This is a genomic window from Siminovitchia fortis (assembly GCF_003605365.2).
Classification (GTDB): domain Bacteria; phylum Bacillota; class Bacilli; order Bacillales; family Bacillaceae_C; genus Siminovitchia; species Siminovitchia fortis.
In genome coordinates this window covers 11,735-36,042 of sequence record NZ_QYTU02000010.1, presented here as the reverse complement: position 1 = coordinate 36,042, position 24,308 = coordinate 11,735, and the positions used below count along the sequence as shown (strand labels likewise).

Sequence of the window (24,308 nt, the reverse complement as noted above, 5' to 3'; positions counted from 1 at the left end):
AAAATGAAAACGTCGAATGTTCTTTCCGAAGCAGCCATGTGGGAAGCGACAGTCACATGTAACCCCGAATATGATGGGAAGTTTTTTTATGCAATAAAGACAACAGGAATTTATTGCCGGCCATCTTGTAGGTCCAAAACCCCAAGGTATAAAAATGTATCATTTTTTAAAAATGCCGTCGAAGCCCAAAAAGCAGGATATCGTCCTTGTAAGAGGTGCCGGCCCGATCTGAAATTACAAAGTTATGATCCATTAGAATCGATAATAGAAGATACTAAAGAAATCATTGAAAATAAGTATTGGAAAAACATACATTTAAATACTTTGGCAGAAGAGGTGGGGGTTAGCCGCTTCCATTTAAATCGGATATTTAAAAACAGGACCGGATATACGCCCCGTATGTATTTAGAGAAAATAAGAATCCAAAAGGCCAAAGAATTGCTTAATACAACAAAATTGAGCAGTACGGATATTGGCTTTCAAATAGGATATCAAAGTATTTCAAGTTTTTATAACGCGTTTAAACGTTGTACTGGACTTTCACCTAGAGAATTTCAGGCTGCTTGCACAAAAACAAAAGGTGATGTTTGAAGTGAAACCAGAGAATATAGAAAGGCAGCTTTATACTATTTGCTCTCCTTTCAGTATGATGTATCTGATTTGAGTGTTTTTATTAAAATCGAAAAACATGTGATTTTTTGTCCATTAGCTTTTCATGATAGCGTAAAAAAATCTGAGGGTACGTCAATGGAATAGGTACCAAGACGAGCGTGTCAACCTTGAAAAAGGTTCACTCCAAAGAAAATGGAAAGGATGTCCGAATATGATTTATGAAGAATGCGATACTAAAATCGGTCGCCTGAGATTCATTTTTAAAGAAAACGATGGTGTGCTTCAACGAATCCTATTAACTGATGACCTTTGGCACTCCATCTATGCTGGTCGCATTATGAAAAGAAGTAATGGGTTGGGAAAGCCCGTGTGCCGGCAAATACAGGAATATTTGAATGGAGATCGACGTCAATTCAACTTGCCGTTCGAATTAGTGGGCACTCCTTTTCAAAAGCAGATATGGCAGGCGCTGCAAACAATTCCCTATGGACAAACAAAATCCTATTCCGAAATTGCGGATTCCATCGGAAGGCCAAAAGCTGCACGGGCGGTAGGGTATGCCAATGCGCTCAATCCCTTACCATTGCTTTTCCCTTGTCACCGCGTTATCGGCAAAAATAAAACCCTGACCGGATATGCGGGCGGGATCGAAATGAAAAAACAATTGCTGCAGATTGAAGGCGCTATTATCTAATTTTAATGGATATCGTAAAATTTGACTCTGAGAGATGACAATGTGTTGAATTGTTCCAATGTATGTCCATCTTTTAAACTGAAGCTATCGATACTGAGAGAATAATCTTACCTGCTGAAAGAGCAGGAATGTAATTTCAGCCTAACGATGGTATGATGTTTATTGAACTATGCTAATTTTGCGTTTAGAAGTAAACGAAAAAGAAAGGCTGGAGCTTGCGTCATGCATATTACATATGAAGATCTTATCGCAAAGATGGAATCCGAACTCAAAAAGGCAAAAGAATCCAAGGATCATGAACAGAGACGCGGCCATTTATTTGCAGTCAAAGCGCTTGCAGAATTAACATTGGACACAGGGAAAGAAATTCAGGAGGAGCAGCCGCAATTATTAAAGAAGCATGAGGAGGGACCGGAAAAATTGTCTCCCTCAATCGGGAAACATTATGAAAGCCACGATGGCGGCGATTCGATTTTTGATTTTTAACAGAAAAAAGAGGGTGTTGAGATGAAACTGTTTATCATCATTGGGGCAATGAACGCATTCCTTGCAGTCGGACTTGGAGCATTTGGCGCTCACGGGCTGGAAGGGAAGGTTGAACCGAAATACCTGGAAACATGGGAAACAGGGGTCAAATACCAGATGTACCACGCTCTCGGGTTGATTGCAATCGGAATTATTTCCGGAAATGTATCTCCCGGGCCCTTGCTGAGCTGGTCCGGATGGCTGATGCTTATTGGAATTATTTTGTTCTCCGGAAGTCTCTATGTGCTGACATTGTCGGGGATCAAAGTGCTTGGGGCAATCACGCCGTTTGGGGGCGTCGCATTCCTCGTATCTTGGGTGTTGTTGATTGTATTTGCAGCAAAACATTTATAAACGGGAAAAACCTCATCCGAACAGGAATGAGGTTTTTTGGGGGTGAATGTTCTGCCGCCGTCCTTACTTAACGAGGAGCATACCTCGCAACAGTACCCGGAAAATGATACTCATAATCTATTGGCTCGCTGAAAATTACATAATCCACATAAACCATCGGAATCAAATATCTGTTTCCTGTTTGTGGATCACTTAGAATCAAGTGGTCACGCCCTGCTGCTTCGATTACCCCTTTGAAGGTCTTCGCGTTCCATTCTCTGTTGTTTTCAAATGTTGTAAAGACTTCAACAAGCTTTCCTTTGTTTAACCGAAGAATATTTTCGATATATGATTCTTCGATTGGCAGCATGCCAGGTACGTTAATTCCGCCTTTTGCCCCAGCTACCCCAGCAGGAGGCTGCATTGGTGGAGCGGGATATGCGGGCTGCATTCCATAATAAGGATTTTGCTGCCCATATGGCATTTGGCCTTGCGGATAAAAGCCGGCTGGCTGCTGCGGATTATTTGTTTTAGCCAAAACATTTCCTCCTTCGCAGATAATGAACTTGACCAAAATAGGTTCACTCTACTTTTCATGTTTATGCGAAAGGAGAATGGGTCATGCTCATGCAGGCAAAATAAAAAATCCTCCTGATCTTGAGGAGGATTCGAAATTTTATCGGGATTAAGAAACGAGCACTTTCACTTTTCTTACACATGTAAAAACCGGTCAATACCGCTGTTTTCCAACAGATGGCCTACGAAAAATTCGCCGAATTCGCCGTAACGGGCGCTGACTTCATCAAAACGCATTTCGTAGACAAGCTTTTTGAATTGGAGTACGTCATCGGCAAAGAGGGTCACACCCCACTCGTAATCATCGAATCCGACGGAACCGGTGATGATCTGTTTGACTTTGCCCGCATATTGCCGCCCGATCATTCCGTGGCTGTACATGAGGTCTTTCCGTTCTTCCATTGAGAGCATGTACCAGTTATCGTTGCCTTCACGACGCTTATCCATCGGGTAAAAGCATACATACTCCGTTTTGGGAAGAATCGGATATAGACGGGAACGGACATATTGATTTTCATATGGGTCTTCATCGGAGTCGCCGGCAAGATAGCTGCTCAACTCCACCACGGATACATATGAATAGGCTGGAAGTGTATAATCTGCAATTGCCAGCTTGTTGAATTCATTTTCGAGTTCATTCAGTTCCCGCATTGTCGGACGAAGAATCATCAGCATAAAGTCAGCTTTTTGGCCGACAACCGTATAAAGGGCATGGCTTCCCTCTTTTCTGTCTTGGGTTTCGTCAAGCTTTGCCAGATACTGCTTGAATTCATGAATGGCTGCCTGCCGCTCATCAGCAGTCAACATTTTCCATGCCGTCCAATTGATTGTCCGGAAATCATGAAGTGCATACCAACCATCCAGTGTTTGTGCCGGTTCACTCACAACAATCACTCCTATACAATTTCATTCTTTTATTACTATAGCACAGTTTATCCATAACCTCCTTTTTCAACCCAATTGTTAAAAAATATGACACGAAAGGTAAACGTTGGGCTCGGACAATAAAATATGAGATAATTTCAATAAGAATATTTGTGTCTTGGAAAAACGGGGGTGGCTGTATGGATAACTTGTTTGATGAGCTGAAAAGGAAAGTATCGGGGTGGGACCGGAAAATTGTTTTTCCTGAATCGGCAGATTCCCGCGTTCTTTCTGCAGCAGGAAGGCTTGCGGATGAAGATGTGCTGACGCCTGTTTTAATCGGCAATATGGAAGTCGTTCAGGACCGGGCCCGTGACTTAAAGGTTTCTTTGGATAAAATGGAAATATATGATCCTGGTGTCTATATCGGAATGGATGAAATGATCCAGGCGTTTGTTGAACGCAGAAAAGGAAAGGTGACAGAGGGAGAAGCAGCTGAAATTCTATTGGATCCGAATTATTTTGGAACCATGCTTGTCTACCTCAACAAAGCACACGGTCTTGTAAGCGGAGCGGCACATTCAACTGCGGACACTGTCCGGCCCGCACTTCAAATTATTAAAATGAAAGAGGGAATCGGCAAAACATCCGGTGCATTCTTGATGGTAAAAGGAGAAGAGAAGTATGTTTTTGCCGACTGTGCCATTAATATTGCCCCGGACAGCCAGGATTTGGCGGAAATAGCCATTGAAAGTGCCAAAACTGCCCGAATGTTTGATATTGAACCGAGGGTGGCCATGCTCAGCTTCTCTACAAAAGGATCGGCAGTTTCAGAAGAAACCGAAAAGGTATCGGATGCTGTAAAAATGGCAAAGGAAATCGCCCCTGACCTTATACTTGACGGTGAATTTCAATTTGACGCAGCTTTCGTTCCATCTGTCGCCCGAAAGAAGGCGCCGGAATCGGACATACAGGGGGATGCGAATGTTTTTGTTTTTCCCAGCCTGGAGGCAGGGAATATCGGCTATAAAATTGCACAGCGATTAGGGGAGTATGAAGCGGTCGGGCCCATCCTGCAAGGATTGAATTCGCCTGTGAACGATCTTTCACGGGGATGCAGCGAAGAAGACGTGTATCATTTATCTCTCATAACTGCCATGCAATCCATATAGATGAAATAATTGTAGAAAAAGAGGAACAGCCAATGGACGAAAATCAATCACTTTTACACCAGGAGAAATGGCGGATCATTGATCAGTCAAATCCCAATCCGCAATTTCATGCGATTCAATCCTTTGCGATTGATGATACGCTCTGTCAATCGGTCGGAAGCGGCTGCTCCCCTGCTGTAGCGAGAACATGGGTTCATTTGCGGACAGTCGTCCTGGGCATCCAAGATACAAAATTGCCTGCCCTTCAGTCCGGACTGGACTTTTTGGGAAAAAATAAAGTGGACTGGATTGTCCGAAATTCGGGCGGCCTTGCGGTCCTGCTCGATGAAGGGGTGCTCAATATATCCTTGATTTTTCCTGATACGGAAAAGGGGATCGACATTAATCGGGGCTATGATACGATGTTTGAACTTGTCCGGCTCATGTTCGAGGATTTCAATTGCCATATAGAAGCACGCGAAATTGCCGGGTCCTATTGCCCCGGAAGCTACGATTTGAGCATCAACGGTAAAAAGTTTGCAGGGATTTCTCAGCGGAGGATACGAAAAGGCGTGGCAGTCCAGGTATATCTCTGTGTGAACGGAAGCGGGCAGGAGCGGGCTGAAATGGTCCGGGGGTTTTATGAGCGTGCCAGGTTCCATGATTCTCATAGAATCGTTTTCCCGGAAGTGCATCCCGAAGTGATGGCTTCGCTGTCCGAATTGCTTGGAGTACAATTAACCATCCAGGAAACCGTGCTTCGATTTTTAAAAGTGCTGAAGGGTGTCAGCGGTGAAATATATACAAGCCAGCTTCAGGGAAATGAGCTGGAACTATATCCGGTCCACTATGAGCGGATGATTGAACGAAATAAAAGGGTATTTGCATAGTGAGGCCCGGCATTCAAATGAAATGCCGGGCCTCTATATTTGAAGCGCTTTGAGGGCGCTTGTAACATCGGGCGAATTGCTTTTGGGAGAGCGCCACTGATCAGCCGCCCTTCGCTTTTCTTATGTCCAGCTACGGACGGCAGGGGCTCGAGGTCGCTTCGGCCAAACCAATGAAGTCAAACTGCGACTTCACTGGTTTGCCCTCCGACGGACAGGACGTCCTAGTGCCACCGACGCCACAGGATGTGGCGTTTGTCGGCGGCCAGCGCTTGTCCCCCCTAAGCAGCCGCCATCCGCATTTCTTATGTCCAGCTACAGGCGCCAGCGACTAGCAGACTTCCTCCTTCTTCCTACGATAAGTCAACATCGGCTCCTTCGTCGCCGTGTTTCCTTTATCTCGTCAGAAGTCGTCCAGTCTGTACGTCGCTAAACGGCGCCATCCGCATTTCTTATCACTCCGCCAATTTTTCCAAGTTACCATTCCGGTCCATTTTAAATGTCGAGGCCGGGCGCTCTTCTTCGTCAAACAATACAAGCTTTCTTGCACGGTTCAAGATTTTCATTAGTGTCTCGTAGTCTTCCTGCATCGTTTCAGAGCTGTCCTCAAGTTCTTCGATTTTTGCTTTCAGTTGTTTATTTTCTTCTAATAAATCATTTACTTCTTTTTTCAATCTCTCATTCTCACTTCTTAAGATGTCCGTATTAAATTGTGAATTGTGAAGCTGCTGCAAATAGGCGATGACTTGCCCCAGGTTTAGTTCAGTCGAATTCTGACTCTCTGCGAAAGAAGGTAATAGTGTACCAGCTTCAGATGCGAATTCGGCCATAAGGTTGTCATTGCTGTTTTCCGCAGGCATTTCCAGCTCTGCGTTGTCATTGCCGCTCTCTAGCATAGGAGCCTGTATATCCTGTATTGACGGAACAGGCGGTTGATAAAGCAGCTTTTTCTTTCCGCCTTGGTCCTTTCCAAGCAGACGCTGTCTTTGTTTACGTTGCTTCTTGGCTAAATCGAGTGCCTTCTCATATTGCTGGCGAACAACTGCATTCCATCTGAACCCGCACGCTGCAGAGGTCCGATTCAATCTGTCACCTACTTCTTCAAATGCATTCAGTTGTGTGCTGCCTTCGCGGACATGCCGCAGTACTGTTTCAGCTAACAGCAGATCATTTTCTTCCGTCCAGGCATCCTGGCGTGTTTTCATATGAATCAACTCCCTTTTTTTAAAAGTATTAATTAAAGGATGTACAAACCAATCATTTTTTATACCAATATGGCAAAAATTGATAGTTTTTCATGTGATCATGGATTCTTCAGGTGTAAAAAACGGCCGGACCTTTTCTTTCTTTCACTGTGGAAAGCCGGTATAATATAAAGATGATAGATAGGAAGAGGGAAGCTGATGATTGATTCCAGCATCAAATTAAGTGAGGAAAAAGTATTTAAAGACCCTGTCCATGGATATGTCCACGTCAGAGACAAGCTCATCTGGGATCTCATCGGTACGAGGGAATTTCAGCGGCTTCGTCGGATTAAACAGCTGGGAACAACATATTTGACTTTTCATGGAGCGGAGCACAGCCGATTCAGCCATTCGCTCGGGGTATATGAGATTGTCAGGCAGATCATCGACGAAGTGTTTGAAGGGCAGCCCGATTGGAATGATAATGAGAGGATGCTCTCCCTTTGTGCTGCGCTATTACATGATTTGGGACATGGTCCGTTTTCCCATTCCTTTGAAAAAGTATTTGATCTTGACCATGAGCAGTTTACAAAAAAAATTATCCTCCAAGATACGGAAGTGAATAGGGTTCTTCGATCGGTCAGCCCTGATTTTCCGCAAAGGGTGGCTGAAGTGATCAGCAAGACTTATCATGACAAGCTGGTGGTCAGCCTGATTTCCAGCCAGATTGATGCGGATCGGATGGATTATCTGCAGAGGGACGCCTATTTTACCGGTGTCAGCTACGGCCACTTCGATATGCAGCGGATCATGCGTGTCATGAGGCCAAAAGAGGATCATGTCGTTTTTAAATCGAGCGGCATGCATGCGGTGGAAGATTATATCATGAGCCGTTACCAAATGTACTGGCAAGTATATTTCCATCCCGTCACCCGCAGCGCGGAAGTGATTTTGACGAAAATCCTACAGCGTGTAAAAGCTTTATTTCGTGCTGATTATCCTTTTAAAAAAGAGCCTGACCATTTCAGGTCATTATTTGAAGGCAACGTGACTCTTCAAGATTATTTAAAGCTGGATGAACCGGTGATTTTATTTTATTTCCATATGTGGGAAGAGGAAGAGGACCTCATTCTGCGTGATTTGTGCAGGAGATTTATGGACCGCAACCTGTTTAAATATGTGGAATTTGATCCTGCCGGGCAATACAGGACATTGAGGGAGCTTGAGGAATTATTCCGGGATGCAGGGATCGATCCCGAGTATTATCTGGCTGTTGATTCTTCGTCTGATTTGCCTTATGATTTTTATCGACCGGGAGAGGAAGAAGAGAGGCTTCCGATCCATTTATTGATGCCAAACGGGGAGCTTTCCGAACTTTCAAGGGAATCGGCGATCGTTCAGGCCATTTCCGGAAAAAGAAGGACGGATCATAAACTGTATTATCCGGAAGATATTCTGCTGGATGATTCGGGCAACCGGGAACTGAAGCAACAAATTCTTTCCATTCTGAAAAAATTTTAACCTATCCATTGAAAAAATAGATAGCGGGGGTTGAGCAACAGTTATGCTGCATGATCATCAAAAACTAATGAGTGTCTTTGCTCTGGCAGGGGAAATCACTGGAAGAAAAAAGCTGCAAAAAATGGTCTTTATCGCAAAAAAAATGAAATTTCCCTTTCAAGAAAAGTTTGAATTTCATTTTTACGGCCCGTACTCGGAAGAGTTGACATTACGGGTTGAAGAATTATGCAATTTTGGATTTATTGAAGAGGTGAAAGAAGATAAGGGTGGATACAGCCAATACCGCTACACCATCACTTCTGCTGGGTGCGAATTCTTTGAATCGGAACCTATTGATATCCCCCAACTAAAAGAATGCCTGATCAATATGAATGAGCAGAGTTCCCGCTTTCTTGAACTTGTATCAACAGTCCTGTATTTTGAGGATCTTCCCAAAGAAGAAGTCATAGAAAAAGTGGCGGAACTGAAAAGAAAGCAAAATTATTCCGCAGAAGAAATCGACGAAGCGTATCAATACATTGAAACATTAAAAAAGACAGCTTTTTCGCATTAACTGCGGACAGGCTGTCTTTTCCGGATTTTTTATTGTCTAGCTCCAGCGCCCAGCGACTAGCAAACTTCGCCCTCCTCCAATCGATAAGTCAACATCGGCTCGTACCTCGCCGTGTTTCCTTTATCTTATTGCGGAGTGCTCCAGTTTGTACGTCGCTGAACGGGCGCTTCCGCTTTTCTTTATTCGTCGCAGGCCCTTTTGCCGGCAACGGCATAATGATTTTTCGTCATTTCTTCAATGACAATGGTTACAGCTTCTTTTGAGGCGCCTGTTGTTTCAACAACAGCATCCGTCACCTTTTCTACAAGCGCTTTCTTCTGGCCGTCCGTACGCCCTTCAAACATTTTTACTGTTACAATTGGCATGTATGGTTCCTCCTTCGTCTATTTCGTACATGAAAATTGTATTCCTTTTTTAAAAGAGGGGCAAGATGCAGATTCATAAAATGAGGAGCGGGCAATAATTTTGTATAATGGATCAAAAGACAAGAATATAAAGGGGCTGGATATGTGGAGAGGTTTCTCGCGTTCCCTTTGGAACAAATTCCGCTTGTAGCGGCAGTACTGCTAATTGCATTCACGGTGCATGAATTTGCGCATGCTTTTACGGCATATAAATTCGGTGATCCGACGGCAAAGGATCAGGGCAGGCTTACTTTGAATCCGATGCATCATTTGGATCCGATCGGAACGCTGTTGATTTTTATCGCAGGATTCGGCTGGGCAAGGCCGGTCCCTGTGAACCGTTATCATTTCAAAAATCCCCGGCTTGCGGGGATCTTCGTTTCGTTGATGGGGCCAATCAGCAATTTCGCTTTGGCAGTTTTAGGCACGGCCATTTTGTTTATATTGATGGTTACAGGTGTTGCGGGGCAGCTGCCGATCTTTGTCACCCAGTTTTTCAGTTTATTCGTGTGGATTAATGTCATGCTTTTTGTACTCAACCTACTGCCTGTACCGCCTCTTGACGGCTACCGGATCATAGAGGATTTGGTTTCACCATCACTTAGGGCAAAAATGACGCAGTATGAGCAGTACGGGTCGCTCATATTTTTAATACTGGTGATCACGCCGTTATCGCATTATACAATCAGGCCGATATTGAATACAGTCGTCCCATTTTTTGTAGATAGCATACAAAGTGTATTTGTCATGTTTTTAGGTTGATAAAAAGGGAGGAAAATTGTATGGAACAAAAAAAGAGAAAGCTGGAATTTAACATTATAAAAGATGATCCGACCATGGGGCATAAGGGATACGGAGTCGGGTCCCTTAGTTTGGAAAATATCACGCCCATCATGCTTGATGTGGAAGAAAGAGAGGCATGGATCGAAGAACAGGCGATGCATGCAAGGAGCAAAACTGAACGTGGGGTCAAATATGTAAAAGACCGCAGCGAATTCCCGGAAGAAGGGGCAAAAAAATATTGGGTCATATGGGTTGCGGTGGATATCAAGGAAGACGGGCCCTATTATGCAGGCGTAACTGCATGTGAATTATTGATTAACCGTCCTGCCCGCCGCGGCTATAAATCAATGCCGGAGCATGTCAACCATATGGACAAGGCGATGAAAGGAAAAGTGATCGTTCATAATATGGACGCCGAGTCCCGAAAAGTACTTGCGGAATTCCTGAAAAGCCATGATGAAGGCATGTGGGACCGCTCCAGTATTGAATTGAAAGAGGAATTTGAGAAGTGACTCTATGGGGAAAAATGTCAAATCCTGATGAAATTTTGAACAATCTATGACAGTTGCCAAATTGGAAGGTTGTCATCTTGCCCATTAATGGGAAAGTAAGTAAACTTAATATAGTTTGCACGGCAAACTGGGACAAAGAAAAGCGTAGGGCGGCGTTTAGGGGCGACAAGCGCTGGCAGGCTCAGAACGCGACATCCTGTCGCTTCGCTTGCACTAGCACATCCTGTGCGTCGGAGGAAAAAACAGTGAAGGTGTTCTTTACCTTCATTGATTTTTCCGAAGCGACCTCGGGCCCCTGCCGCCCGGAGCTGGACACAAAGAGAAGCGAAAGCGCCTGTTTAGCACTTTCGCCAACCATCAAAAAACTTGAGGCCGCACACCTCAAGTTTTTTGCTTTTTGACGAAGAAATGCCTTTGAAAAAAGTAGTTTTTCGGTGTGATAAAAGTTATCATTAAGTACAAACAAATACGGGAAGTGACCGTTGAATGATTAAGCATATAAAACCTTATTCTTTACATATTGCTGCAGTTGTATTGTTGACCCTAGGCGGGATCATGCTTGAGCTGCTCCTCCCGACGCTAATGGCCAATGTTGTTGATATCGGAATTGTCAACGGTGATATGCCTTACATATTGAAAACCGGCGGTCTGATGTTGGTTTTCGCCTTGGCAGCCATCATTCTTATGACCGGGGTTTCCTTTTTTGCATCAAAAACCGCCCTCGGTTTCGGAAGGGATATTAGGCGCAGTCTGTTTATCAACGTAGAGAACTTCTCGCTGCAGGCTTTTGATAAAATTGGCACCGCATCTTTGATCACAAGGTCAACAAATGATGTAAAGCAGGTGCAGGATGTTTTGAATATGATTTTGCGGATGATGACTAGGGCGCCATTGATGCTGGTCGGCGGCATCATTATGGCTGTTACAAGAGAGCCTGGTTTGTCAGTGGTCTTTCTAGGTGCCCTCCCGCTTTTGGCACTGCTGATTTTCATCATTACGAGGAAGGCGATTCCGCTTTTTGTTTCATTACAGAAAAAGACAGACAAATTAAATCTGATTGTCCGTGAAAATTTGACAGGAGTGCGGGTCATCCGCGCTTTTAACAACGAAAATCATGAGAAAGAGCGCTTTGAAGCTGCAAACCTTGATTTCCGCAATACCGGAATCAAAGTGAATAAAATGATGGCTGTGCTTTTTCCTGTCATGATGATTGTCATGAACTTTACAAGCATAGCGATTGTGTGGTTCGGGGCTGTCCGCATTGATCAGGGAGTCATGCAAGTCGGAAATCTGATGGCCTTTCTGCAGTACTCCATGATGATACTAATGTCGCTCATCATGCTGTCGTTCGGATTCATTATGATCCCGCGTGCGAAAGCTTCCATGGACCGGATCAATGAGGTGCTGAAAATGGAAAATGATATAGCGGACCCGGAGTATCCGAAGAATGAGCAAGGCGAACAAGGAACTGTGGAATTCAGGGACGTCACATTCAGATATGCCGGTGCGGAAAAACCGGTCCTTCAGCAGATCTCTTTTACAGCGAAAAAGGGAAAAACAACAGCGATCATTGGAAGTACGGGATCAGGAAAATCAACCCTTATTAAATTGATTCCGAGATTCTATGACGTGGAAAGAGGCTCTGTTCTGGTAGACGGCATTGATGTAAGAGATATTCCGCAGGAGGAATTGAGGGCGAAGATCGGCTATGTACCGCAAAAAGCCTCTTTATTCAGCGGAACAGTTGCGGAAAACCTGCGGTACGGAAATGAAGAAGCCAGTGAGGAAGAGATGTGGGAAGCCCTCGGCATCTCGCAGGCGTCCGAATTTGTAAGAGAGAAAGAAGAGGGAATCAACTTAATGATCGAGCAGGCAGGGGCGAATCTGTCAGGCGGCCAAAAACAGCGGCTGTCGATTGCTCGCGCATTGATCAGAAAACCGGAAATCTACCTCTTTGATGACAGTTTCTCTGCTCTGGACTATAAAACAGATGCAAAATTGAGAGCGGAGCTGGCAAAGGTAACTAAGGATGCAACTATCCTTTTAGTTGCTCAGAGAGTGAGCACTGTTACAGATGCCGATCAAATTATCGTTTTGGAAGAAGGGGAAATAGCCGGCATCGGTACACATCAAGAACTGCTGGCGGAAAACCGCATTTACCAGGAAATTGTATCCTCACAGCGGGCAGAGGAGGAAGGGGCATGAGCAAACAACGTGTTCATCCAAGACCCGGCGGGGGCCCCAGACACGGGGTCGCTCCCGGTGAAAAACCAAAGGAGTTCAAAAAGACGCTTAAAAGATTGTCGGGCTATTTGAAACCACGCAAATACCAGCTGCTGTTTGTTGCCATTGCAGCCATTTTTTCCACATTGTTCAATGTCATCACGCCAAAGCTGCTGGGGGATGCAACTTCTTCCATTTTTTCAAGTATCACTAAAGGGACAGGAATCGATTTCACTTTTTTGCAAAAATTGCTGCTTACATTGCTTGTCCTTTACGTCATATCAGCCGCATTCACTTATTTGCAGCAATATTTGATGGCGGGGGTTTCCCAGAAAACAACGGCCGAATTGAGAAAAGAGGTTTATGAAAAATTGGCCCGGATGCCTTTAAGTTATTACGACCGGCATCCGCACGGTGATATTTTAAGCAGGGCCATCAATGATATAGACAATATTAACAACTCGATTCAGCAGGCACTGTCACAAATCATCACTTCCTTGATTGCGATTATCGGAACGATCATCATGATGATTGTAATCAGCCCGGTGCTGACGCTTGTCGTTGTAATCACTTTTCCATTGAGTGCGCTGGTCATCCGTTTTGTCGCATCCTTTTCCCAGAAGCATTTTGTCAATCAGCAAAAGGAACTGGGGAATGTAAACGGGCATATTGAAGAAATGTTTTCGGGGCATCAGGTCGTCAAAGCTTTCGGCCATGAAAAAGCTGCCATCAAGGAGTTTGACGAAATCAATGAGCGGCTCTACCAATCCGGCTGGCGGGCGCAATTTATAAGCGGGATCATGATGCCGCTCATGACCTTTGTCGGAAATCTCGGCTATGTATTCGTCAGCATCGGAGGCGGGCTGCTCGTATTAAACGGAAGTATCCGGATCGGCGATGTTCAGGCATTCATCCAGTATTCACAACAGTTGACACATCCGATGACGCAGGCTGCAGGAATTGCAAACATGATCCAGACGGCGCTTGCCTCAGCCGAACGTGTATTTCGTCTGCTTGATGAAGAAGAAGAGCGGAAAGAATCTCCTGCTGATGTCAATACGGATGAATTGAAAGGAAACATTACGTTTGACCATGTCCGCTTCGGCTATGAAAAAGACAAACCGGTCATCAAAGATTTAAATCTGGACGTTGATCCGGGCCAGACCATTGCCATCGTCGGTCCGACAGGAGCAGGGAAGACAACCATTATCAATCTATTGATGAGGTTCTATGAATTGGACAGCGGAAGGATTATGATAGACGGGATCGATATCGGCAGTCTTTCCCGGGATCAGGCGCGTTCCATGTTTGCAATGGTTCTTCAGGATACGTGGCTTTTCAACGGCACAATCAGGGACAATATTGCATACGGGCGTGAAGGGGCGAGCGATAAGGAAATTATTCAAGCTGCCAAAAGCGCCTATGCCGATGATTTTATCCGGACGCTTCCAGATGGTTATGAGACCGTTTTGGGAGAGGACGCTTCAAACATTTCGCAGGGGCAGCGCCAGCTGATTACGATTGCGAGGGCAATTTTATCCGACCCGAAAATATTGATTCTTGATGAAGCGACGAGCAGCGTCGATACAAGGACGGAAATGAATATCCAGCGGGCTATGAACAAACTGATGGCAGGCCGCACAAGCTTCGTCATAGCCCACAGGCTTTCCACAATCCGGGATGCGGATATCATCTTAGTGATGAAAGACGGCGATATTATAGAAAAAGGGTCACACGAAGAATTGATGAAGATCAATGGGTTCTATGCCGATTTGTATAAAAGTCAGTTTAGCGGAAAAGTAAGCTGAATGGATCCCCCTCATAAATGAGGGGGATCCAACTGTTCAATAGGAGAAGTATAAATTTTTTCATGGTTATTCATATAAAAGTATTGTTGCTTTGTCCAGCTCCAGTGCCCAGCGACTAGCAAACTTCGCACTTCTCCACTACGATAAGTCAACATCGGCTCCTTCGTCGCCGTGTTTCCTTTATCTCATTGCGAAGTGCTCCAGTTTGTACGTCGCTAAACGGGCGCCTGCGCTTTTCTCATCAAAATATCCGTTGCCACCAGTGTTTTTTCTTTTCTTTTTTATGCGGTACCCGCTCCTTATTAAGCTCATGCAGATGGTCGGTGCAAAACTCCGTTGGCTCTGTCCCCTTTACAAAATAGGTGAGCCTGAAGACCGGGCAGGAATTCGTCGCTTTTTTGCCATTGACAGGATCGACAGGGACCGCAGTTACCTTTGCTGGAGGCAAAAAGGCATGTTCCTTTTCATCCTGGCCTTCCAATGAACGCTCCATGAAGCGGATCCAAATATTTTTTGCGTATAATTTGTCTTCCGTCAAAGTGATTTCTTTTCCTTTGTCATATCCAGTCCATACGACGGAAGCCAATTTCGGGGTAAAACCCGCCATCCAGCTGTCGGAGTTGGTAGAACCGGACTTTCCTGCATACTCCCGGCTCATCTGGTTCATGACGGACTCCCCGGTGACCGTCGCATATCCGTTTAATTTTTTATCAAACATGCCTGTCATCATATGGCTTAAAACAAAGGCAAACTCCGGCTCCAGTACCTGCTCTTTGATTTTCGGCTCCTCATAGATCACTTTTCCGCGAAAATCCTCCACACGGACGATGAAAACAGGCTCCACTTTCTTCCCCCCGTTTGCTATGATGCTGTAGGCATTGAGAAGTTCAATCGGCTTTACTCCGGAAGTTCCCAAGGCGAGGGAAGGCACGTTCTTCATCTTTGTGGAAATGCCAAGCCTGCGGATTGTATTGACCAGTGCATCCTGTCCAAGGAACAAGTGGGTTTTAACGGCATACACATTATCGGACAAAGCGAGCGCTTGGGCCATCGTGATTTCTCCATTTGCATATTGGTTGTTAAAGTTATGCGGCGTATAATCGGACTGCCCGTTGCTGAATCTGAATGTAGTCGGTTCACTCCTTAATACGGTCGATGGAGTGAAACCATGTTCCAATGCAGCGTAGTACAGGAGAGGCTTTATCGTTGAGCCGGGCTGCCTTACAGCCTGGGTCGCCCTGTTGAAAGAACTGTCCTTATAGTTCCTTCCGCCAACCAAAGCTGTGACATGGCCGGTTTCCGGATCCATCGCCGCAAAACCGGCCTGGATATCAGATGTTTCCGATATCGTTTCACTTATCACTTTTTCAGCAATATCTTGTTGCTTCACATCAAGTGCAGTATAGACTTTCAATCCTCCAAGAGCTATGCTTCTATCATCCAGGCCTGCTTTTTCCTTCAATTCTTTTTTTACAGTATCATAGAAATATGGTGCTTTTTCCGCCTGGTGATGGGGGTGTTTCCCAATGAAGAAAAGCTTTTCCTGTGAGGCGGCTTTCGCTTCTTCCGGTGAAATCGCCCCTGTTTTTACCATAGCGCCTAATACGAGTGCCTGCCTGGATTTTGCCTTTTCTTCCGAGATGATCGGAGAGTAGATTCCGGGACCTTTGGGGATGCCGGCAAGAATGGATGCTTCCGCAATTGTAAGTTCCTTTGCGCTTTTTCCGTAATAAAATTGGCTGGCAGCCTCAATTCCGTAAGCCCCATGTCCGAAGGAGATCGTGTTGATGTAGCCTTCAAGAATTTCATCCTTGTCGTAATTCACCTCTAGGCGGATTGTATAAAAAGCCTCCAGCAATTTGCGCGACCAGGTTTTATCAAGTGTCAAAAACAAGTTTCTGGCATATTGCTGTGTAATTGTGCTCGCTCCCTGGACTTTCCCCATTGCTTTGACATTAGCCGCGATGGCGCCCGCAATTCTTTTCAAATCAAAGCCGTGGTGACTGTAAAAAGTACGGTCCTCAATCGCTATGACGGCATCCGAAACATGGGAAGGCACTTCATCCAGCGAAATCCAATATCTTTTTTCCCCGCTGTTGCTTTCTCCAATGATCGAGCCGTCGGATGCATAATATAATGTGGATTGTGGAATGGACAGTGGCGGCGGGCCGAGAATTTTGATCCACAGCCAAAAAGATAATAGTATGATGGTTACGGCTGTCGCAGCCAAAAGCGACAACACCGCAAACACCCGAAATGTCCTCCATTTTTTCTTTGCCCCCGTGGCCGTTTCCAATTCCTCACCCCCTGAATTCTAGCAATCTCATTCAACAGTATGAAAGAAAATGCATGAATTTATTCATGCGGCAAGGATATATTTCTCACCAAGGAAGCAATCTATGATGACAGGAGGTTATTTTGATCGCCGATTTTGAGTGCTGAGACATGGACTTTGTTTTGAAATTTTCCTATAATGAATAGGTTACATTACATAAAAAGGGTGTGGCGGCGTTGACAGCGGATGTCCAAACTCCGGTTAAAATTCATCTTACGACAAATATTTGTCTCGACGGAGAAGAAGAAACATTTGAAATGATCCTGTTTGGCCAATATTATCGGAAAAACAATGCGGTTTTTCTGAAATATGATGAAGTTCAAGAGGAAGGGACTGTCCATACGCTTGTGAAAGTGGATGACGAGGAAGCGACCATTTTCAGAAAAGGGATCATCAATATGCGTATGAAATTCCGGCTGAACGAACAAAAAGACGGATCTCATGCAAGTGAATACGGCAGCCTTTTACTGTCCACGGATACAAACAAACTAGCTCACCATGAATATGATGATAAATGTGAAGGCAAAATCAATCTTGGATATGATTTATACATGCAAGGCACACATGCCGGAAAATATGATATGGAAATACAATACAGGGAGGAAACAGGGAATTTATGAACGTAGTGGAGCAGAAGCAGGAAACATTGAAGCTGGAGATAAAGAATGCCATATTAAAGGCTGGACTGGCCGGCGAAGATGAAATGCCGGCGGTCGTTCTGGAAACGCCCAAAGAAAAGTCTCATGGCGACTATTCAACCAATATGGCCATGCAGTTGGCCCGTATAGCGAAAAAATCTCCGAGGACAATTGCTGAAGAGATCAAAGCACACCTTGATGTATCGGAAGCATCCATTGAAAAAGTTGATATTGCAGGGCCTGGATTTATTAATTTTTATATGGACAACAGCTATTTGACCGGACTTGTTCCGGCGATTTTGGAAGCAGGCGATGAATACGGCCGCTCCGATGCGGGGAAAGGTGAAAAGATTCAAGTGGAATTCGTCTCCGCCAATCCGACAGGGGACCTTCATCTTGGACATGCGCGCGGGGCCGCGGTAGGCGATTCACTTTGCAATATTCTCGATAAAGCGGGCTATGCGGTTTCCAGGGAATATTATATCAATGATGCCGGAAACCAAATCAACAATCTTGCCCTGTCTGTTGAAGCTCGGTACTTCCAAGCGCTCGGCATCGACAAGCCGATGCCCGAAGACGGATATCACGGCGAGGATATCATTGGGATCGGAAAAAAACTTGCCGAGGAACAAGGCGATAAATTTGTCCATGAAAATGAGAAAGACCGTATCGCTTTCTTCCGCCGCTACGGGCTGGATTTTGAATTGGATAAGTTGAAAAATGTCCTTAAGCAGTTCCGTGTAGCTTTTGATGTTTGGTATTCGGAAACATCCCTTTATGAAAGCGGAAAGATTGATGAAACACTTGAATTGCTTCAGGAAAAAGGCCACCTTTACGAAAAGGAAGGGGCAACATGGTTCCGTTCGACCGATTTTGGCGACGACAAAGATCGTGTGTTGATTAAGAATGATGGCAGCTACACATATATTACACCGGACATTGCTTACCACCTCGACAAAATCAACCGGGGTTTTGATAAACTCATCAATATTTGGGGCGCTGACCACCATGGTTATATCCCAAGAATGAAGGCGGCAATCGAGGCGCTCGGCTTTGATCCTGACATGCTTGAAGTGGAGATCATTCAGCTGGTTAACCTGTATAAAGACGGGGAAAGGGTCAAGATGAGCAAAAGGTCGGGAAAAGCGGTGACAATGACAGACTTGATTGAAATGGTCGGACTTGATGCGGTGCGCTACTTCTTTGCCATGAGAAGCGGTGATACACATATGGATTTTGACCTTGATCTGGCTGTTGCCGAATCAAATGACAATCCCGTCTACTACGCCCAGTATGCCCATGCGCGGATTTGCAGTATTTTGCGTTCCGCAGAGGAAAAGGGAATTTCCTTTGATGCAGGCACCGACTTTTCATCCCTGTCCAGCGAAAAAGCGATTGATCTCTTGAAGAAACTCGGTGAATTCCCTCAAGTTATTGCGGAGGCGGCTGATAAACGGATTCCCCATCGGATCACCAATTACATTTTTGAGTTGGCGTCCGTTTTCCACAGCTATTATAATGCTGAAAAAGTGTTGAATGAAGAACAGCTTGACGAAACGAAAGCCCGCCTCGCCCTCGTAAATGCGGCCCAAATCACATTGAAGAACGCATTGACATTGGTGGGCGTGTCTGCACCGGAAAAAATGTAATATTTCACATGAAAGGAGCGCCGAATGGCGCTCCTGTTCATTTTATAAAAAGTATTTAAAGAGCATGCCTGTCCATTCTTTAGAGCGTACGGATAAGGGGGGATCAGCCAGGTCTTCAGGGGATAACCGGCTGGAACGGCTTATATCTTCCTGAACGATTCTTTCAGTTTCATCAATAAATTTTTGGTCGTAGATAAAACAATTGATTTCGTAGTTAAGCCTGAAGCTTCTGCAATCGAAGTTGGCTGTTCCGATGTCACAGAACGTTCCATCTATCAAGATGACTTTTGCATGGAAAAAGCCGGCTTCATATTGATAGACATCCCCTCCGGCTGCCAGGATCTTCCGCAAATAGTGGAGAGAAGCCTCCTTTACAATCGGATGGTCCGATTTATCAGGGACTAGAACTGTAACGGCAACGCCTCTTTGGATCGCCTGCACAAGCCCGTAAATCAATTTTTCGGGAGGGACGAAGTAAGGTGTACCGACAAAAATATTTTCCTCCGCTTGATCAATCAACTGCAGGATTTCCTCTTCTGCATCCACTCCCTGTGTCGGAAAAAAACGGTAGGGCATTGGCCCTTTCTCCAAATGAGGATAAAGGGAACTGTCTTTCAAATGGCTGGTACCTGCTGCCCTCTCCCAGTCCAGCAGGAACTCTGTCTGCAGATCGGCAATGCCCTCGCCTTCGATCCGGAGATGATAATCCCGCCAAGGTGAAAGGACGGGATCCAGATCAATATATTCCTTTCCCACATTAAACCCGCCGACGTAACCGATTTTTCCATCAATGATCGTGACTTTTCGGTGATTTCTTTGTTGAAGGGAAAAAAAGGCAAAGGGAAAACGGGGACGGTGGCAAAAAACGACTTCAACTCCGGCAGAGCGAGCCTTTTTAAGAAGGCTTTTTGAAACCGTTCTGCTTCCGAACCAGTCAAGCAGCAGGCGCACCTTGATCCCTTTGCGGGCCTGGTCGATCAATATTTCAAAAAACAGTTTGCCGAATCGGTCGTTTTTAACAATATAAAAGAGCACATGGATACTTGTTTCAGCCTTATAGAGATCATCAAAGTAATTGGAAAAAAGTTCCGGACCGCTCGTTATCAATTGAATCCGGCCATTTCTGACAGGGTAGCTGCAAGGCCTCATTTTTTTTCCGTGAACATATCTACCGAGAAAAAAATCCGCGGAAGCGGCAAAAAGTAATGCGGTGATTAAAATGATGGACCCAGTCAGCCACTTCAATTGGAATTCCCTCCTCGAAACAGAAATGAATCCTGATTAGTATTCCCAAATTCTTTTTGAAAAAGCTGTGAAAACCGAATAAATCGTGTATAATTACAATTGATGTAAAAAAATAGTATATTTTTGGATTCGGTTGCTTTTCATGCCCGCTTTTAAAAAACGGCATGAAAGCTGAAAAGGGAAGTTGGTGAAATTCCAACGCGGTCCCGCCACTGTAAATGGGAGCGTCCTGCCATAAACCACTGTGCGCAATGCATGGGAAGGGGCAGAATGCGATGAACATGAGCCAGGAGACCTGCCGGATTCAAACACCAAAAACCTGCGCGGATGGGAGAGGTGACAAACAGGCGGCGATGCCTGTTTGCATATTCATGCCTTTATACATACTCATCTCCTGCGCACTGGGGATGTTTTTTTATTTTTATATAGGAGGATTTACAGGATGAAAAAGATTTATTCATGGTTAATGGCATTAATGCTGGCAGGGTTTCTGGCAGCCTGCGGCAATCAGGGAGATGCAGGAGAAGGGAAGCAAAATACGGAACCTAAAACTGAACAGGCTTCAGAAGACAGCTTTCCGGTAACGCTGAAGGATGCGGCGGATAAAGAAGTAACGATTGAAGAGAAGCCGGAAAAAATTGTTTCGCTCATTCCGAGCAATACAGAAATTCTTTATGCCGTCGGTGCAGGGAACGAAGTAGTGGCTGTCAACGAAAATGATAATTATCCTGAGGAAGTAAAGGATAAGGAGCAAGTGGCAGGCATGGAATTAAACATAGAAAAGATCATTGCTTTGGAACCTGATCTTGTACTTTCCCACGGATCGGCGGGCGACAGGTGGGACTCAGGGTTAAAACAGCTGGAAGACAGCGGTATACCGGTTCTTGTCGTCAAAGATGCCCAAAGCTTCGATGAGGTGTACGAAACCATTGAATTTATCGGAAAAGCGACAGGACATACGGACGAAGCGTCTGATGTGAACGAAGACCTGAAAGCAAAGCTTGACGAAATCGAAAAGAAAGCGGCCGATATCAAGGAAGAAGACCAGAAATCTGTATTCGTAGAAATATCGCCGGCCCCCGAAATTTATGCTGTGGGGAAAAACACATTTATGGATCAAATGCTTGGGACAATCAACGCAAAAAATGCGGTTCAAGAGGAAGGCTGGCCTATGATGAACGAGGAAGCCATCATTGAAATGAATCCTGAGGTCATCATTGTCAACTATAACTATGTGGAAAATCCGGTGGATCAAGTGCTTGACCGTAAAGGCTGGCAGGACATCGCAGCTGTCAAAGACAAGCAGGTTCACTTGATAGACGAGGCTCTTACAAGCCGTCCAGGCCCGCGGATCGCTGAAGGAGTAGAGGCGCTTGCAAAAGCTGTTTACCCGGAAGTTTTCGGGGAGTAATCCACTCGTAGCATACTCAGCGGCAATCATTTTTATGGTTGTCGCCATTCTTGCGGCAATATCAATAGGTTCTGTAAGAGTTCCGGTAGAAGATATCGTCAGCATCATCGCCGGCAAGGCCCTGCCTTTTTTAAACGAAAAGCAGGTAGATCCGATGTTTGCCAATATAGTCATGAAAGTCCGCCTGCCCCGCGTTGTGCTTGCAGGTCTTGTCGGTGCCTCGCTCGCGATTGCGGGGGCGGCCTTTCAGGGCCTGCTCCGTAACCCGCTTGCCGACCCTTATACGCTGGGTGTTTCATCCGGTGCGTCTGTCGGTGCGGTTGTCACTTTGTTTTACCAAATCTCCTTACCGTTGGCGGGAATATATACACTGCCGCTTCTCAGTATCGTTTTTGCATTTATCACGATCATTATTGTCCTTTTTTTTGCCAGAAGCATCGACAGATCCATGAAAGTGGAGACAATCATCTTAACAGGAATCATTTTCAGTTCATTTCTGGGAGCGCTCATTTCCTTGATGATTGCCCTCTCGGGAGAGGAACTTCGCCAAATCATCGGCTGGCTGCTGGGAAGTGTCTCCATGAGAGGATGGAGCTATGTGCAGATTATTTTGCCGTTCCTGGTTATAGGGAGCCTTGTTCTATTACTGAATTCGCGAGAGCTGAATGCGATTGCCTTTGGTGAAGAGAGGGCACAGTATCTTGGTGTCAATGTGCCCGCCAGGAAATTTGCTGTATTGGCATCGAGTTCCATGATCACCGGAGCAGCTGTCGCTGTTTCGGGAACGATCGGATTTGTAGGCCTTGTCATCCCGCATTTGACAAGAATATTATGGGGACCGGACCATAAGCATCTTTTGCCGCTCTCTATGTTGATCGGTGCAGGTTTCCTTATTTTAGCCGATTTGGCCGCAAGGATTGTCATTGAACCGGCAGAGCTGCCTATCGGTGTCATCACTGCACTGATAGGGGCCCCGGTATTTGCTTTTATTTTGTTGAGAAGACGAATGGAAAGAAGTGGATGACATGCTTCAAGTGAAAAATCTCTCCGGCGGTTATTCCGATGCAAACATATTGAAAAATATAACCTTTGCTGTCAGCCGGGGGGAAATGTTCGGAATCCTTGGGCCGAATGGAAGCGGAAAGTCGACGCTGCTTAAAGTGATGAGCAGACTCCTTTCATATAAAGATGGAGAAATAACGCTCGATGGCCGCCCCCTCCAACAATATTCTTCCAAAAATCTTGCAAAGCTGATGGCTGTATTGCCGCAGGTCACAAGCGAAATGTTTCCGTTCACTGTAAAGGAAACGGTTGAACTGGGAAGGTATGCCCACCAGAGGGGACTGTTTCATACATGGAGCCCAAAAGATGAGGCGGTTGTCCAGGAAGTGATGGCATTGACAAAAATGAAGGAATTTCAGGATGTGTCATTGCAAGAGCTGTCCGGGGGTGAGCGGCAAAGGGCTTTCCTGGCCCAGGCGCTTGCCCAGGAGCCGGACATTCTTCTCCTTGATGAACCGACAAATCACTTGGACCTTTCCCACCAAAAAGGATTGCTTGATCGGTTAAGGCGCTGGACCAGGCAGAGAGGACTTACAGTTGTAACGGTTTTTCATGATCTTAACCTGGCCGGTCTTTATTGCGACCGCCTGCTTCTTTTAAATGAAGGTGAAGTCGTGTGCATTGGTTCACCTGAAGAAGTTCTAAATGAAACGTTGATACAGCGGATTTACAGGACAGCACTGGAAAATCATCCGCATCCGGAGGTCCCGAAGCCGAATATGGTGCTTATTCCTGAGTCAGGGAAAGATGACAAGACAATCTTGGACGAAAAATATTTATCTAGGAATGATGAAAGTGTTTTGTTTGATTCGCCCACTCCTTTAAAAACAATAGCGTCTGCTTCAGGCGGCTCCGGTCTGGGCTGGAAGGAAAAGTTCATTATCAGCACAGGCAGGCCATCAATAGACAAAGGCGAAAAAACTGTTGCAATGCAGATTGATGATGATCAACTTTACACAAATTACAGTGTAAACCACGAAGGTGGATTTTCCATATTATTTGTATTGACTGCAGACCGGCGTCTGGGTTTTTTCCATACTTGGCTTTTTATCAATGGGCATGTTAGCGAAAATGCGTTGATTGAAGCGTTGGCTGCTGCTTTGGAAGGAAAGCAAACCGCTTTAAAAAATAAGGTCCGTCCAAAGGAAACGGATGATGGCATCGTGGTGGCTGCAACGCAAAAAGGAGCAATTTTACCATCGGCAAGGCCTTCTTCCGAGCTTGGGCAAGCTATCCGAAGAGGACTGCTCGATTGCTCGGAAAAATTGTTCAGCAGCATGAAATCGGGTTTGTCGAATTAATGTCGTTTGTTTATCGATTGTCTATGGTAGAATAAAG

The 24,308-nt window shown here is 45.3% G+C and carries 24 protein-coding genes and 1 riboswitch; of the genes, 18 read left to right on the top strand and 6 right to left on the bottom strand.

Features of this window, described 5'->3' with window-relative positions:
- The first annotated feature begins 3 nt into the window (after positions 1–3).
- The 4 genes from D4N35_RS06480 (at position 4) to D4N35_RS06465 (ending at position 2,185) form a co-directional block, all read left to right on the top strand.
- Positions 4–591, top strand: a complete 588-nt coding sequence (locus D4N35_RS06480) for a bifunctional transcriptional activator/DNA repair enzyme AdaA (protein ID WP_235870310.1) — start codon at positions 4–6, stop codon at positions 589–591.
- A 232-nt stretch (positions 592–823) separates the two neighbouring features.
- Positions 824–1,306 carry a methylated-DNA--[protein]-cysteine S-methyltransferase gene (locus D4N35_RS06475; protein ID WP_120071647.1) on the top strand — a complete coding sequence of 161 codons (483 nt, stop codon included), beginning with the start codon at positions 824–826 and terminating at the stop codon, positions 1,304–1,306.
- Positions 1,307–1,528: 222 nt separating this feature from the next.
- Positions 1,529–1,792: a DUF5327 family protein gene (locus tag D4N35_RS06470; RefSeq protein ID WP_120071645.1), complete on the top strand. Its 264-nt coding sequence runs from the start codon at positions 1,529–1,531 to the stop codon at positions 1,790–1,792.
- Positions 1,793–1,813: 21 nt separating this feature from the next.
- Positions 1,814–2,185 (top strand): DUF423 domain-containing protein, encoded by a 372-nt coding sequence (locus D4N35_RS06465; protein WP_120071643.1) that lies wholly within the window; start codon positions 1,814–1,816, stop codon positions 2,183–2,185.
- A gap of 67 nt (positions 2,186–2,252) precedes the next feature.
- Here D4N35_RS06465 and gerQ read toward each other — a convergent pair whose 3' ends face one another.
- Together gerQ and hemQ are read right to left on the bottom strand one after the other, a co-directional pair.
- Positions 2,253–2,648, bottom strand: a complete 396-nt coding sequence (gene gerQ, locus D4N35_RS06460) for a spore coat protein GerQ (protein WP_430722774.1) — start codon at positions 2,646–2,648, stop codon at positions 2,253–2,255.
- 227 nt (positions 2,649–2,875) lie between these two features.
- Positions 2,876–3,625 (bottom strand): hydrogen peroxide-dependent heme synthase, encoded by a 750-nt coding sequence (gene hemQ / locus D4N35_RS06455; RefSeq protein ID WP_120071639.1) that lies wholly within the window; start codon positions 3,623–3,625, stop codon positions 2,876–2,878.
- Between the two features lie 179 nt (positions 3,626–3,804).
- Here hemQ and pta point away from each other — a divergent pair, with 179 nt between their 5' ends.
- Complete coding sequence (pta, locus tag D4N35_RS06450; protein ID WP_120071637.1) at positions 3,805–4,776, top strand: phosphate acetyltransferase; 972 nt, start codon at positions 3,805–3,807, stop codon at positions 4,774–4,776.
- A 32-nt stretch (positions 4,777–4,808) separates the two neighbouring features.
- Positions 4,809–5,645 carry an octanoyl-[GcvH]:protein N-octanoyltransferase gene (lipL, locus tag D4N35_RS06445; protein ID WP_120071635.1) on the top strand — a complete coding sequence of 279 codons (837 nt, stop codon included), beginning with the start codon at positions 4,809–4,811 and terminating at the stop codon, positions 5,643–5,645.
- A gap of 452 nt (positions 5,646–6,097) precedes the next feature.
- Here the strand turns inward: lipL and D4N35_RS06440 are convergent, their stop codons facing one another.
- Positions 6,098–6,847, bottom strand: a complete 750-nt coding sequence (locus D4N35_RS06440; RefSeq protein ID WP_120071633.1) for an RsfA family transcriptional regulator — start codon at positions 6,845–6,847, stop codon at positions 6,098–6,100.
- A 198-nt stretch (positions 6,848–7,045) separates the two neighbouring features.
- On the opposite strand from D4N35_RS06440, the gene D4N35_RS06435 reads away from it, so the two are divergent.
- Together D4N35_RS06435 and D4N35_RS06430 are read left to right on the top strand one after the other, a co-directional pair.
- Positions 7,046–8,347 carry an HD domain-containing protein gene (locus D4N35_RS06435; RefSeq protein WP_120071631.1) on the top strand — a complete coding sequence of 434 codons (1,302 nt, stop codon included), beginning with the start codon at positions 7,046–7,048 and terminating at the stop codon, positions 8,345–8,347.
- Between the two features lie 43 nt (positions 8,348–8,390).
- Complete coding sequence (locus tag D4N35_RS06430; RefSeq protein WP_120071629.1) at positions 8,391–8,900, top strand: YwgA family protein; 510 nt, start codon at positions 8,391–8,393, stop codon at positions 8,898–8,900.
- A gap of 179 nt (positions 8,901–9,079) precedes the next feature.
- On the opposite strand, the gene thmT is transcribed toward D4N35_RS06430, so the two are convergent.
- Complete coding sequence (gene thmT / locus D4N35_RS06425) at positions 9,080–9,265, bottom strand: 2-hydroxymuconate tautomerase (RefSeq protein ID WP_120071627.1); 186 nt, start codon at positions 9,263–9,265, stop codon at positions 9,080–9,082.
- Positions 9,266–9,409: 144 nt separating this feature from the next.
- Here thmT and D4N35_RS06420 point away from each other — a divergent pair, with 144 nt between their 5' ends.
- The 5 genes from D4N35_RS06420 (at position 9,410) to D4N35_RS06405 (ending at position 14,630) form a co-directional block, all read left to right on the top strand.
- Positions 9,410–10,066, top strand: coding sequence for a site-2 protease family protein (locus tag D4N35_RS06420; protein ID WP_120071625.1), 657 nt, complete (start codon positions 9,410–9,412; stop codon positions 10,064–10,066).
- A 20-nt stretch (positions 10,067–10,086) separates the two neighbouring features.
- Positions 10,087–10,599 (top strand): YwhD family protein, encoded by a 513-nt coding sequence (locus D4N35_RS06415; RefSeq protein ID WP_120071623.1) that lies wholly within the window; start codon positions 10,087–10,089, stop codon positions 10,597–10,599.
- 245 nt (positions 10,600–10,844) lie between these two features.
- Positions 10,845–11,000 carry a hypothetical protein gene (locus tag D4N35_RS18065; protein WP_164876302.1) on the top strand — a complete coding sequence of 52 codons (156 nt, stop codon included), beginning with the start codon at positions 10,845–10,847 and terminating at the stop codon, positions 10,998–11,000.
- A gap of 85 nt (positions 11,001–11,085) precedes the next feature.
- Positions 11,086–12,804 carry an ABC transporter ATP-binding protein gene (locus tag D4N35_RS06410; protein ID WP_120071620.1) on the top strand — a complete coding sequence of 573 codons (1,719 nt, stop codon included), beginning with the start codon at positions 11,086–11,088 and terminating at the stop codon, positions 12,802–12,804.
- Positions 12,801–14,630, top strand: coding sequence for an ABC transporter ATP-binding protein (locus tag D4N35_RS06405; protein ID WP_120071618.1), 1,830 nt, complete (start codon positions 12,801–12,803; stop codon positions 14,628–14,630). The genes D4N35_RS06410 and D4N35_RS06405 overlap by 4 nt, the downstream gene beginning before the upstream one ends.
- A gap of 241 nt (positions 14,631–14,871) precedes the next feature.
- Here D4N35_RS06405 and D4N35_RS06400 read toward each other — a convergent pair whose 3' ends face one another.
- Positions 14,872–16,926: a transglycosylase domain-containing protein gene (locus D4N35_RS06400; RefSeq protein ID WP_120071616.1), complete on the bottom strand. Its 2,055-nt coding sequence runs from the start codon at positions 16,924–16,926 to the stop codon at positions 14,872–14,874.
- A gap of 215 nt (positions 16,927–17,141) precedes the next feature.
- Between D4N35_RS06400 and D4N35_RS06395 the strand changes: the two genes are divergently transcribed.
- Together D4N35_RS06395 and argS are read left to right on the top strand one after the other, a co-directional pair.
- The gene (locus tag D4N35_RS06395; protein WP_120071614.1) at positions 17,142–17,585 is read left to right on the top strand and encodes a YwiB family protein; all 444 of its coding nucleotides are present in this window, start codon (positions 17,142–17,144) and stop codon (positions 17,583–17,585) included.
- Positions 17,582–19,252: an arginine--tRNA ligase gene (gene argS, locus D4N35_RS06390; protein WP_120071612.1), complete on the top strand. Its 1,671-nt coding sequence runs from the start codon at positions 17,582–17,584 to the stop codon at positions 19,250–19,252. Before D4N35_RS06395 ends, argS begins: the two co-directional genes overlap by 4 nt.
- Before the next feature lie 42 nt (positions 19,253–19,294).
- Here argS and cls read toward each other — a convergent pair whose 3' ends face one another.
- Positions 19,295–20,497 (bottom strand): cardiolipin synthase, encoded by a 1,203-nt coding sequence (gene cls / locus D4N35_RS06385; RefSeq protein ID WP_120071610.1) that lies wholly within the window; start codon positions 20,495–20,497, stop codon positions 19,295–19,297.
- A 113-nt stretch (positions 20,498–20,610) separates the two neighbouring features.
- A riboswitch (cobalamin riboswitch) is annotated at positions 20,611–20,814 on the top strand.
- Between the two features lie 125 nt (positions 20,815–20,939).
- Between cls and D4N35_RS06380 the strand changes: the two genes are divergently transcribed.
- Genes D4N35_RS06380 through D4N35_RS06370 form a run of 3 tightly spaced genes read left to right on the top strand, consistent with a single transcriptional unit; the run spans position 20,940 to position 24,271 of the window.
- Positions 20,940–21,908, top strand: coding sequence for an ABC transporter substrate-binding protein (locus D4N35_RS06380; protein WP_120071607.1), 969 nt, complete (start codon positions 20,940–20,942; stop codon positions 21,906–21,908).
- On the top strand, positions 21,871–22,932 hold the full coding sequence (locus D4N35_RS06375; protein ID WP_120071605.1) for a FecCD family ABC transporter permease: 1,062 nt from the start codon (positions 21,871–21,873) through the stop codon (positions 22,930–22,932). Before D4N35_RS06380 ends, D4N35_RS06375 begins: the two co-directional genes overlap by 38 nt.
- A 1-nt stretch (position 22,933) precedes the next feature.
- Complete coding sequence (locus D4N35_RS06370) at positions 22,934–24,271, top strand: ABC transporter ATP-binding protein (protein ID WP_120071603.1); 1,338 nt, start codon at positions 22,934–22,936, stop codon at positions 24,269–24,271.
- The last annotated feature ends 37 nt before the right edge of the window (positions 24,272–24,308 follow it).